The sequence below is a fragment of the Gemmatimonas sp. genome, from assembly GCF_044344655.1.
Lineage (GTDB): Bacteria > Gemmatimonadota > Gemmatimonadetes > Gemmatimonadales > Gemmatimonadaceae > Gemmatimonas.
Map to the genome: position 1 here is coordinate 1 of NZ_JBIJCN010000068.1, position 10,431 is coordinate 10,431.

The 10,431-nt window shown below is 66.0% G+C and carries 12 protein-coding genes; 1 reads left to right on the forward strand and 11 read right to left on the reverse strand.

The features are described from left to right. On the forward strand, nucleotides 1–1,371 hold a 1,371-nt coding region (locus ACIQ51_RS13255; protein ID WP_396205532.1), incomplete at its 5' end, for a protein kinase. Nucleotides 1,372–1,408: 37 nt separating this feature from the next. Here ACIQ51_RS13255 and ACIQ51_RS13260 read toward each other — a convergent pair. From ACIQ51_RS13260 to rplM, 11 genes are all read right to left on the reverse strand, one after another. Further along, on the reverse strand, nucleotides 1,409–1,705 hold the full coding sequence (locus tag ACIQ51_RS13260; protein WP_396205533.1) for a hypothetical protein: 297 nt from the start codon (nucleotides 1,703–1,705) through the stop codon (nucleotides 1,409–1,411). Between the two features lie 170 nt (nucleotides 1,706–1,875). Beyond that, on the reverse strand, nucleotides 1,876–3,063 hold the full coding sequence (gene rseP, locus ACIQ51_RS13265; protein ID WP_396205534.1) for an RIP metalloprotease RseP: 1,188 nt from the start codon (nucleotides 3,061–3,063) through the stop codon (nucleotides 1,876–1,878). Beyond that, nucleotides 3,063–4,241: a 1-deoxy-D-xylulose-5-phosphate reductoisomerase gene (gene dxr / locus ACIQ51_RS13270; RefSeq protein WP_396205535.1), complete on the reverse strand. Its 1,179-nt coding sequence runs from the start codon at nucleotides 4,239–4,241 to the stop codon at nucleotides 3,063–3,065. The genes rseP and dxr overlap by 1 nt, the downstream gene beginning before the upstream one ends. 7 nt (nucleotides 4,242–4,248) lie before the next feature. Continuing rightward, on the reverse strand, nucleotides 4,249–5,112 hold the full coding sequence (locus ACIQ51_RS13275; protein WP_396205536.1) for a phosphatidate cytidylyltransferase: 864 nt from the start codon (nucleotides 5,110–5,112) through the stop codon (nucleotides 4,249–4,251). A gap of 11 nt (nucleotides 5,113–5,123) precedes the next feature. Beyond that, nucleotides 5,124–5,873, reverse strand: coding sequence for an isoprenyl transferase (locus ACIQ51_RS13280; protein WP_396205537.1), 750 nt, complete (start codon nucleotides 5,871–5,873; stop codon nucleotides 5,124–5,126). A 54-nt stretch (nucleotides 5,874–5,927) separates the two neighbouring features. Continuing rightward, nucleotides 5,928–6,479, reverse strand: a complete 552-nt coding sequence (gene frr / locus ACIQ51_RS13285; protein ID WP_396205538.1) for a ribosome recycling factor — start codon at nucleotides 6,477–6,479, stop codon at nucleotides 5,928–5,930. Next, the gene (gene pyrH / locus ACIQ51_RS13290; protein ID WP_396205539.1) at nucleotides 6,476–7,225 is read right to left on the reverse strand and encodes a UMP kinase; all 750 of its coding nucleotides are present in this window, start codon (nucleotides 7,223–7,225) and stop codon (nucleotides 6,476–6,478) included. The genes frr and pyrH overlap by 4 nt, the downstream gene beginning before the upstream one ends. A 5-nt stretch (nucleotides 7,226–7,230) precedes the next feature. After that, nucleotides 7,231–8,112, reverse strand: a complete 882-nt coding sequence (gene tsf / locus ACIQ51_RS13295) for a translation elongation factor Ts (protein WP_396205540.1) — start codon at nucleotides 8,110–8,112, stop codon at nucleotides 7,231–7,233. Between the two features lie 173 nt (nucleotides 8,113–8,285). Further along, complete coding sequence (gene rpsB, locus ACIQ51_RS13300; protein ID WP_396205542.1) at nucleotides 8,286–9,224, reverse strand: 30S ribosomal protein S2; 939 nt, start codon at nucleotides 9,222–9,224, stop codon at nucleotides 8,286–8,288. A 168-nt stretch (nucleotides 9,225–9,392) separates the two neighbouring features. Then, a complete protein-coding gene (gene rpsI / locus ACIQ51_RS13305; RefSeq protein ID WP_396205543.1) occupies nucleotides 9,393–9,782 on the reverse strand; it encodes a 30S ribosomal protein S9 in 390 nt (129 codons plus the stop codon). Next, a complete protein-coding gene (rplM, locus tag ACIQ51_RS13310; RefSeq protein WP_396205544.1) occupies nucleotides 9,782–10,231 on the reverse strand; it encodes a 50S ribosomal protein L13 in 450 nt (149 codons plus the stop codon). Before rplM ends, rpsI begins: the two co-directional genes overlap by 1 nt. Nucleotides 10,232–10,431 lie beyond the last annotated feature (200 nt).

Below are 10,431 nucleotides of genomic sequence, written 5' to 3' on the forward strand. Positions count from 1 at the left end.
ACCGCGTTCGTGGCCATGGAACTGCACCCCCTCACCCTCGGACGGCGGCTCGCGCTCGTCGGCAGCCTCCCGGAGACGGAGTGCGTACGGCTTGGAATCGGCATCGCCGCGGCCCTCGCCGTGGCGCATGCCAGCCGGGTGATTCACCGGGACATCAAGCCGGACAACATCCTCCTGAGCCAATCGGGCGATGCCGTGGTGGCCGATTTCGGGCTGGCCCGCGCCCTCCCATCGGGCTCCTTCCCGAGCGACACCAATACGGTCGAGGGCACGCCGCACTATTTCAGCCCGGAGCAGGCCCGCGGACGGGAACTCGATCACCGCAGCGATCTCTACTCATTGGGAGCGACACTCTACCGCGCCGCCACCGGGCGTCTCCCGTTCGAAGGGGACGACTGGTACACCGTAGCCCGTGCTCATGTCGAAACGCCGCCCAGTTCACCACGGGCGCATGCACCGGCGCTCACCCCTCAATTCGAGGCGCTCCTCCTTCGGCTCCTCGCCAAGGACCCGGCGGACCGCGTGCCAAGCGCCGTGGCCCTCGTGGATGCACTCGCCGCACTGCCCTCGGCTCCGGCGCACGCGGCCACCCTGCCGCGCCTCGGCTCCCGCACCGTCGAGGCATTCCGCCCTCAGGTCCCAGGCCGCTTTCACAGACTCCTGACAGCCGCGGTCTTCGGTCTGGTCGCCGTCCTGGCCGGCTGGATGGCCTGGGGGCGCACAAGTTCGGGATCATCAGCGGCCCCCAGCCCCCGGCCCACCTCGATCGACAGCACAGGCAACCCGACCGCTCGTGGCGGCGCCGCCAGCGGCTCGGGCATTCCGTTGGCCTCCTCCGGCCCACCACGCGACAGCACACGCGACACCACACGCGACACCACACGACACCGTCCCATCCCGGCGCCGGTCCGAAGGGTTCGCCTCGACCTCTCCGCCCCGGATTCGGCGCAGCTGTACGTGGACAATCGCCTCGTGGCCGTGGGACGCTGGCGGGGAGAGGTGCCGTTCGCACCTCGACTGACGGTACGTGCCGTGGTGCCCGACGCACCCGCCACGTGCCACACGGCGCTCCATGACACAGTCCTGACACGGGTGACGCCCGGGCAACGCCTCGTGATCGATCTCCCCGTGCGAGGCTGCGCCGTGGTGCGTTACCGCGTCGAGCCGAGGGACGCGCGCGTTTCGTTCCTGTCGCTGGACGGGGGAAATACCCTAGAAACCCGTGCCGACAGCGCGGTCTCCTTCTCGTTGCCGACCGGCCGATATCTCATGCGAATCTCGGCCCCTCGCTGCATCACCTTCTCGGACACGATCGTCGTCCGGACGAGCGGCAACGCGAGTCCCCTCCCCCGCAAACTCTTTTGCAGCTGAGGCACCGAGCCGTGTGGCCCGTGAAACCGCCACGTGCTCAGCGAGCGCTCGCGACGCCGACCGCGCCAATCGTGAATCCGAGCGCGGTACCCGCCCAGAACCGTTGATTGCGCCACCACGGGACGGGCGGTCTCGGGACGAGCAGAAAGTGCTCGGGCCGCACGCGGGCTACCTGACTCGTCACCAGCGCCGTGGCGAACACGCTATCCCGCGTGATGATGCGTAGCCGGGCCACCAGTGCATCACGTTGCATGGGATCGACCACATAACTCACCATCCCTGCCTCGATCCACCACGCCTCCTGCATTCGGAAGGTCGCAGTAGAATCGCTCACACGGTCGATTTCGAACCGTGGTGCGTCCCGCGGGATGCGCGGCAATGCGGATGCGGCGGGAGGCGACGCGGGGCGCACACGCCCGATCAACATCCCAGCGGGGGCGCAGCCGGCGAGTACAGCCGACAGCGCAACGCCGACCGCTCGGCCCCACGGGGCCCGCCAGCCCGTCACTGCGTGAAGACCGAACGCAGGTCGTTGAACGTGACAAGCAGGATGAGCGCCAATACCGCAAGCACCCCCACGCGCGCGAACGCTTCGCGCGTGCCCAGGCTGAAGGTGCTCCCCTTGATGCGCTCGGCGAGGACCATGAGTATCTGGCCACCGTCGAGTACGGGGATGGGGATGAGATTCAGAATGGCGATATTGAGGCTCAGAAAGGCAATGAGCGACCAAAGGGTTTCCGCGCCATTGCGGGCGGCCTGCACGGAGGTGCGGGCGATCTGGATGGGCCCCCCGAGGTTCTTGGCGGAGACCTCGCCGGACACGAGACCACCGAGCACCGAGAACACGTTGCGCGCCATCCCCCAGGTGGCGCGGCTGCCATTGGCGACCGCCTCCCCCGCGCTCACCGCCTCCCGCACCACCGAGTCGCGCACCATCATGCCCACACGCCCCACCTTGCGGGGGGCGCCGGTCACCGGGTCCTGCGCATCGGCGGCCTGCGGCGTGATTTGCTTCTGCAAGCGCGCACCATTGCGTACGATATCGAACGTGACGACACCCGAAGTCACGGGCGAGACACGGGCAATCACTTCCTCCCACGCGCGCACGGAGTCGCCATCGATTGCCACAATGCGATCGCCGGACGCAAGGCCGGCGGCAGCCGCTGGCGCGCCGGGGACGACCGAGTCGATCACCGCCGGCAGATAAGCCTTGCCGTAGCGATAATAAATTCCACTCGTGACCGTCATGGTGAGCAGGATGTTCATGATCACGCCGGCGGCGAGCATAAACACACGCGCTGATGTGGACTTGCTCTCCACCCACCGATTGGCCGGAACGGGGCGAGGACCGAACGGCGCCATGCCCTGCGGGTCCCACAACGCCGGGGAGATGTTCGTGGGCCGTTCCGGGGCGTTCTGCAGCGAGCCACGGTCGGCCGCCCCGCCCTCAATTCCAACCAGGGCTTCGTCTTCGCGCGACGCCATGCGAACAAAGCCTCCCAGCGGAATCAGCGACACCCGATAATCGGTCTCGCCGCGCTTCCAGCCGAACAGCCGCCCGCCCCAGCCGAGCGAAAAGACCGGCGCGTACACGCCGCACAGCTTGGCCGCCACGAAGTGCCCGAGCTCGTGCACGAACACCACGAGACCGAAGACAAGCAACGGGGCGATATAGATCGACAGTGCAGCCATCAGTTTCCGTTCTCCGCCTGTGCAACGTGCGCATGTACGTGTTCCCGTGCCGCCGTATCGGCCGCAAGCAACGCTTCGAGCGAATCGCCGGGCATGGAACCGAGCGCGTGCAATGCGGCGGCCACACGCTCCGCGATACCGTTGAAGCCGAGCCGCCCCGAGAGGAAGTGGGCAACGGCGACTTCGTTGGCCGCATTGTACACGGCCGGCGCCGCCCCTCCCCGTCGTCCTGCCCCGATCCCCAACTGCAACATGGGAAAGACGTCGTGGCGGACCCCCTCGAATGTGAGGTCGCCGCTTGTAACCGGATCGAAGGATGGTACGCCGCTGTCGGGCACACGTTCCGGCCAGGTGAGTGCGTAGAGGATCGGCAACTCCATGCTGGGGACCCCCATCTGCGCGAGCACGCTGCCGTCCACGAACTCCACGAACGAGTGAATGATGCTTTGTGGGTGCACCACCACTTCGATGCGGTCGTACGGCACGCCGAAGAGATGGTGTGCCTCGATGACCTCGAGCGCCTTGTTGGCGAGCGTGGCGCTGTCGATGGTGATCTTGCTCCCCATCTGCCAGGTGGGGTGCTTGAGCGCATCGACACGCGTGGCGCCGGCGATGCGTTCCGCCGGCCACGTGCGAAATGGCCCGCCTGAAGCCGTCAGAATAAGACGCTTCACCTCGTGCGGCTGGCGTCCCGCGAGGCACTGCAGAATTGCGGAGTGCTCGCTGTCGACTGGAAGGAGCTCGCCGCCATGCTCACGTGCCGTGCGGGTCACAATGTCGCCGGCTACCACCAGCGTTTCCTTATTGGCCAGCGCCACGCGCTTACCGAGGCGGAGGGCCGCCAGTGTGGCAGGCAAACCAGCCGCGCCCACCACCGCGTTGATCACCACGTGCGCGTCGGGATGCGTCGCCGCCTCAACGAGACATGCTGCCCCACGGCCCCACGATTCCGGAGCGTCGGCATGCTCCTGCACGAGCCCCACATAGGCAGGCGCCCACTGCGCCACCTGTTCTGCCAGCGCCGCACGGTTGCCGTAGGCGGTGAGTGCAACAGGGGTGAACCGCTCCCGTTGCCGCTCGAACACACGGAGCGCACTCGTCCCGATGGAGCCAGTGGCCCCGAGCAGCGCGACACCGATGCGCCCCCCCGCGACGTTCACTGAAGAGTTGGAATGCACGTGAACCTCAGCGTGCGCCAGGCGCAGGAATGAGCAGCAGGTCGTACAACGCGTACGCCGCCGGCAGCACAAAGAACAGCGAGTCCAAACGATCGAGCACGCCACCGTGGCCAGGGAACAAGGTGCCGCTGTCCTTCTGGCCAGCCTCACGCTTGAGCAGCGACTCGGCGAGATCGCCGATCTGCGCAACCACACTGATCACGAGGCCGAACACCACGATGCCCAACGGAGTGAACGCCAGCTGCGCCGTCGGGATCAGCAGGAGCTCGACGAAACCATACGTGGCAGCCACCGTCACGACGAGGGCTCCGATCGCCCCGGCCACTGTCTTGCCCGGGCTCACCGAGGGAACGAGCTTGCGCCCGCCGATCAGTCGTCCCGAAAAGTAGGCCCCGGTGTCACTCGCCCACGTCAATACCACGGGGAAGATCACCGCCAAAGCGCCCGCTGCGTCCCCCACGGCATAGTTGTGGTAGCGGAGCGCGTACAGGAAGCTCAACGTGGCGCCGGTATAGAGGATGCCGAACACCGTGGTGGAGGCGGCGCCGAGCGGCTTACCATCCGCCCCCCGCAAGCAGATGGCCAGCCCCAGAATGGCGACGACTGCCAGCACCCACGTGTAGAGAGGCACCTGAAGGACGCCGAGGTAGTGCCCATGCACGCCTACCGGAATGAGCGCCGCGAGAACGACGCCGACCACGCTCATGGGGGTACTGCCTCCCGCGCGGGCAATCCGGAAGAACTCCCACGCCGCGAGTCCGGCGAGTCCACCGGTGAACGTGGCGAGCGGTGCACCACCGATCCAGAGGAGGCCCAACGCGAGTGGCGCGCCGATGAGCGCCACGATGACACGACGACCGAGTTCGTTCACGATGTGGGCGGTTACGTGCTGACGTTGCCGAAGCGACGGTCACGACGTTGAAAGTCGCAGAGCGCTTCATACAGCGCCGCCCGATCGAAGTCGGGCCAGAGTACACTGGAGATGTACAGCTCCGCGTAGGCGATTTGCCAGAGCAGAAAATTCGAGAGACGCTGTTCACCCGACGTCCGGATGAGGAGATCGGGGTCGGGGCAGCCAGCCGTGAAGAGCCGACTGCGGAACGCCTGTTCATCGATGGCGTCAGGCGCAAGGTGGCCGCGCTGCACGTCCTCGGCGAGGAGCCTAGCGGCCCGCACGAGTTCTGCGCGCCCGCCATACGAGATGAACAAATTGAGGCCGAGCCGAGCCCCATGGGCCGTTTCGTGCCGTATGCGGTGCACGGCGGCGGCAGCGGCCGGACTGAGCCGATCGAGGTCACCGTGCACGTGCACACAGACCCCTTGGGCCGCGAGGTCGCTGGCCTCTCGGGCGATGAACTCCTCGAGCAGCGACATGAGCGCGGAGACCTCTGTCTCCGGTCGCTGCCAGTTCTCCTGGGAAAACGCGAAGAGCGACAGCCATTTCACGCCGGCCTCGAGGCACCCCTCGACGACCGCGCGCACCGCCTTCATCCCTGAGCGGTGACCGAACGGGCGCGGCATGTGTCGTTCACGCGCCCATCGGCCATTGCCGTCCATGATGATCGCGACGTGCCGCGGCACCACCCCATGCATGTGGATGCGTGCCAACAGATCCGACTCGGTGTCAGTCATGCTGGGTAGGGGCGGTGACGGGAGGACGTGACAGAGAGAGTCCGCCGCGCGGACTCAGACTTCCATGATTTCGGCTTCCTTGACCTTCAGGATCGCCTCGAGTTTCGCGATCTCGTCGTCGTGCACCTTCTGGATATCCTTCTCCGCCTGCTTCTTGTCGTCTTCGGAGACGCCGTCGACCTTTTTGATCTTGTCGCGCGCATCAGTCCGCGCGTGACGGATGGCAATCTTTCCGTCTTCGGCGAGCTTGTTGAGGATTTTGACCAGCTCCTTGCGGCGCTGCTCGGTCATGCTTGGCAGCGGGACGCGGATGATCCCATTCTGGTGCGCGGGATCGAGACCGAGATCGGACTCGCGGATCGCCTTTTCGATTACCTTCGCCTGCCCCTTGTCGAACGGAGTCACGAGCAGGATCCGCGGCTCGGGCGCGGAGACCGACGCGACCTGATTCAGCGGGAGCAGGGCCCCGTACGCTTCAACCTTGATCGTATCGAGCATGGTGGGCGACGCCTTGCCCGAGCGCACACTCGAGAACTCACGCTTGGCGTTGTCGAGAGCCTTCTCCATGCCGGCCCTCGCATCCTTCAGGATCTGGGCAATGCTCATGAAACGAGTGTCCCCACGCGTTCGCCCATGATGGCGCGCGCGATCGCGCCCGGGCGGTGAAGGTTGAGTACGACGAGCGGCAGCTGGTTCTCCTTGCACAGCGTAATGGCCGTCTGGTCCATCACTCGCAGCTCCTCCAGCATCACATCGCGGTAGCTGATCGTCTCGTACAGGGTGGCCTTCGGGTCCTTCTTCGGATCCGCCGAGTAGACGCCATCCACGCTGGTCGCCTTGATGATGACGTCTGCCTTCATCTGGATGGCCCGCAGCACGGCCGCCGTGTCCGTCGAAAAATACGGGTTGCCGGTTCCCGCGGCAAAGATCACGGTCCGGCCCTTCTCGAAGTGCCGCAGGGCGCGACGCCGGATATACGGTTCCGCCAGCTCCTCCATGCGGATCGCCGTCATCACGCGGGTGTCGAGCCCCTTCTTCTCCAGCACGTCTTGCAAGGCCATCGCATTGATGACGGTGCCGAGCATGCCCATGTAGTCGGCGCCCACGCGATCCATCCCCATCTGGGAGAGCTGCGTACCGCGCACGATATTTCCACCGCCGATCACCAAGCCGAGCTGCACGCCCATGCGCGCCACGTCGACGATCTGGTCGGCGAAGAAGCCGATGCGTTCAAAATCAAAGCCCACCCCACGCTCCCCGGCCAGTGCTTCACCGGAGAGCTTGAGGAGAATGCGCTTGAAGCGCAGGTCGGACCCGCTCTGCGCCGTAGCGCTCTTCGCGGCGTCACTCATTGTGCTTACTCGGCGCCGAGCTGCAGACGGGCGAAGCGGTCCACCGTGATCGTACCGCCCGCCTTCTTCGCGTGGTCGGCGACAAGCTGCGCAATCGTGATGCTGGCATCGCGCACCCACGCCTGCGGCAGGAGCGTGACGTCCTTGAGGAAGGCCTCGACCTTTCCAGTGGCGATCTTTTCGATCATCGCATCGGGCTTGCCGGCCTCACGCGCCTGCGCCTCCGCCACACGCTTCTCACTCTCGAGCTTCTCGGCCGAGACGCCTGAACGGTCCACCGCGATCGGCGCCGAAGCGGCCACGTGCTCGGCGATGTACTTCACGAGCTCCTTGGTGGCCTCGTGCTGCGCCACTTCGCGCGAGGACGCGGTGATCTGAACGAGCGTACCAAGCTTGCCGTTGTGGTGGCGGTACATGCCCACCTGGCCGCTCTCGCCGGCGTCGAAACGGGCGGTGCGCTTCACGTTGACGGCCTCGCCGGTCTTCGCAGCGGCCGCCTTCACGTACTCGGCCACCGACTCGCTCGGGCTCGACGACATGGGCTCTGCGAGGAACGCCTCGATGTCGCCGGCGGTGGACTGCACGCGGTGGGCGACGAGCGAGGCAACAATCTTGCCGAAGTCTTCGTTGCGGGCCACGAAGTCCGTTTCGCAGGCGACTTCGACGAGAGCGGCGGAGGTGCCGTCGTTGAAGATCTCACCGCCGACGATGCCCTCGCTCGTGGAGCGATCGGCACGCTTCTCGGCCTTGGCAATACCCTTCTTGCGCAGGTACTCGACGGCGGCGTTCATATCGCCGTTGTTCTCCTCGAGCGCCTTCTTGCAGTCCATCATGCCGGCGCCAGTGCGCTGGCGGAGTTCCGAGACGTCCTTGGCCGTGATCGCCATCGTGGATTCCTTCTATCGCTGAAGTGTGCAGAGTATACGTCGGAGAGTGCTGCGGCCCGCGCCGCGCGCGGGGGGTGCTACAACAACGCCGCCGGAAGTTGCCGGCGGCGTCGCGATCCTGCATCCGAACCGCCCCCGAAGGGCCGATCGGATCCCGTGCGTGCAGCCGGAGGTTACTCGGCGTCGGCCGGGGCTGCGTCGTCGCCGGCCTCGGCCTCGCCGGTCGGCTTGAGGCGGGCGGCAATCGCTTCGGGCTTGGCGCGGCGACGGCGCGGACGGGCACCACGCCCCCCCTCACCACCACGATCACCCTGGTTGCCACCCCGATCGCCACCGCGGTCGCGGCGATCACCGCGATCCGCGCGCTCGGCGCCACGATCGCTGGAGAAGGTGTACGTCTCCTGCTCCTCCTCGCTCGGACGGGCGGGCGCTTCACGACGCGCCTCGTCGATTGTATCGGCGATCACCTTCGCGATGAGCTCGACCGAACGGATCGCGTCGTCGTTACCGGCGATCGGCACCGTGATGAGATCGGGATCAGCGTTCGTGTCGACGATGGCAACGATCGGCACCCCGAGCTTGTTGGCTTCGGAGACGGCGATGCGCTCCTTCTTCGAGTCGATGATGAACAGCAGCCCCGGGAGGCGGTTCATCGTCTTGATGCCCGAGAGGTACTTGGACAGCTTCTCGCGCTGACGCGACATGAGGAGCTGTTCCTTCTTCGTGTAGTTCGCGAGCGAGCCATCCTCGCTGCCGGCCTCGAGCTCCTTGAGCTTCTTGACCTGCTTCTTGACCGTCTGGTAGTTGGTCAGCATGCCGCCGAGCCAACGCTCGGTGACGAACATGCCGCCGCAGCGCGTGGCTTCGTCGCGAACGATCGCGGCGAGCTGACGCTTGGTGCAGACGAAGAGGACGTTCTCACCACGCAGCACGACTTCGCGGACGAGCTTCTGCGCCAGTTCGATCTGACGGAGCGTCTTCTGGAGGTCGATGATGTGGATGCCGTTGCGCTCGGCGAAGATGAACCGGCGCATCTTGGGGTTCCACCGACGGGTCTGATGCCCGAAGTGGACGCCCGCGGCGAGCAGCTGCTCGAGGGAGGGACTGGCCATGAGTGTGTATCGTGAGGTTTTGTGAATTCGTCCCCGGCCGTCACGGCCGATGGCGACTGTTCCCTGACCGGCAACAGCACCCGCCACCAGCTCGGACCGAGTGTGAGATATACTGGACGAGCGTCCCGGCGGAGGCGCGAACGCGCCACCGACGCCGGGAGTTCGTTCTTAGCGCTTCGAGAACTGGAAACGCTTACGGGCGCCAGCGCGGCCCGGCTTCTTGCGCTCGACCTCGCGCGCATCACGCGTGAGGAGGCCGAACTCGCGAAGCTTCTTCTTGTTGCTCTCGTCAACCTTGACGAGGGCGCGGGCCACGGCGAGGCGAACCGCCCCAGCCTGACCGGACACACCGCCACCATCGAGCACGGCCTTCACGTCGAAACGACCGAGCGTATCGGTGAGGGTGAACGGCTGCTGGATCGCCGACACCAGCGTGGGGCGCGGGAAGTAGTCACCCAACGTGCGACCGTTCACTTCCCACTTACCCGTGCCGGGGGTGAGGTAGAGGCGGCAGACCGCCTCCTTGCGACGGCCAACGGCCTGAATCTGTTCCGACATTACTTGGCCTCGGCGTTGGAGAAGGTGAGCTTGGCCGGGCTCTGCGCAATGTGCGGGTGCTCAGCACCGGCGAACACGCGTAGCTTACGACGCAGCACCTGACGACCCAGGGTGGTCTTCGGGAGCATGCCGTACACGGCCTTCTCGATGATCCGCTCGGGGTGCTTGGCCAGCACCGACGCGAACGGCGTGTGCTTCTCGTGGCCCATGTAGCCCGTGTGGCTGAAGTAGGTCTTCTGTTCCGCCTTGCGGCCAGTGACCTGTACCTTCGACGCATTGATCACGATGACGAAGTCACCCGTGTCCATGTGCGGTGTGAACATGGGCTTGTGCTTGCCGCGGATGATCTTCGCGACTTCGGACGCGAGCCGGCCCAGGACCATTCCTTCCGCGTCGACGATGTACCACCGACGGTCGATATCCTTCGGGGTCGCGCTGTAGGTCTTCATGCTAACGTGATCCGTGCGTGTTGCGGAGAAGCCGTGGACCGTGGGCGTGTGCCCGCGGAGCGGCCCCCGGCAAAGGGTAACCGATGAGCCCCCGGGACACCCGGTGGGCCGTGGCAGACGTGTTGCCACTACGGATACCCGATCCTCGGGGCCCGAACAGCAGACACGCGTCCCGGGGAAACGGGACAGACTCGTAGCTT

Bases quoted from the DNA above. Each gene is read 5' to 3' on its own strand.
- rseP (WP_396205534.1), bottom strand. From the start codon at position 3,063: ATGGCTGCACTGTCGATCTATATCGCCCCGTTGCTTGTCTTCGGTCTC.
- tsf (WP_396205540.1), bottom strand. From the start codon at position 8,112: ATGGCGATCACGGCCAAGGACGTCTCGGAACTCCGCCAGCGCACTGGC.
- frr (WP_396205538.1), bottom strand. From the start codon at position 6,479: ATGAGCATTGCCCAGATCCTGAAGGATGCGAGGGCCGGCATGGAGAAG.
- rpsB (WP_396205542.1), bottom strand. From the start codon at position 9,224: ATGGCCAGTCCCTCCCTCGAGCAGCTGCTCGCCGCGGGCGTCCACTTC.
- rplM (WP_396205544.1), bottom strand. From the start codon at position 10,231: ATGAAGACCTACAGCGCGACCCCGAAGGATATCGACCGTCGGTGGTAC.
- ACIQ51_RS13280 (WP_396205537.1), bottom strand. From the start codon at position 5,873: ATGACTGACACCGAGTCGGATCTGTTGGCACGCATCCACATGCATGGG.
- pyrH (WP_396205539.1), bottom strand. From the start codon at position 7,225: ATGAGTGACGCCGCGAAGAGCGCTACGGCGCAGAGCGGGTCCGACCTG.
- rpsI (WP_396205543.1), bottom strand. From the start codon at position 9,782: ATGTCGGAACAGATTCAGGCCGTTGGCCGTCGCAAGGAGGCGGTCTGC.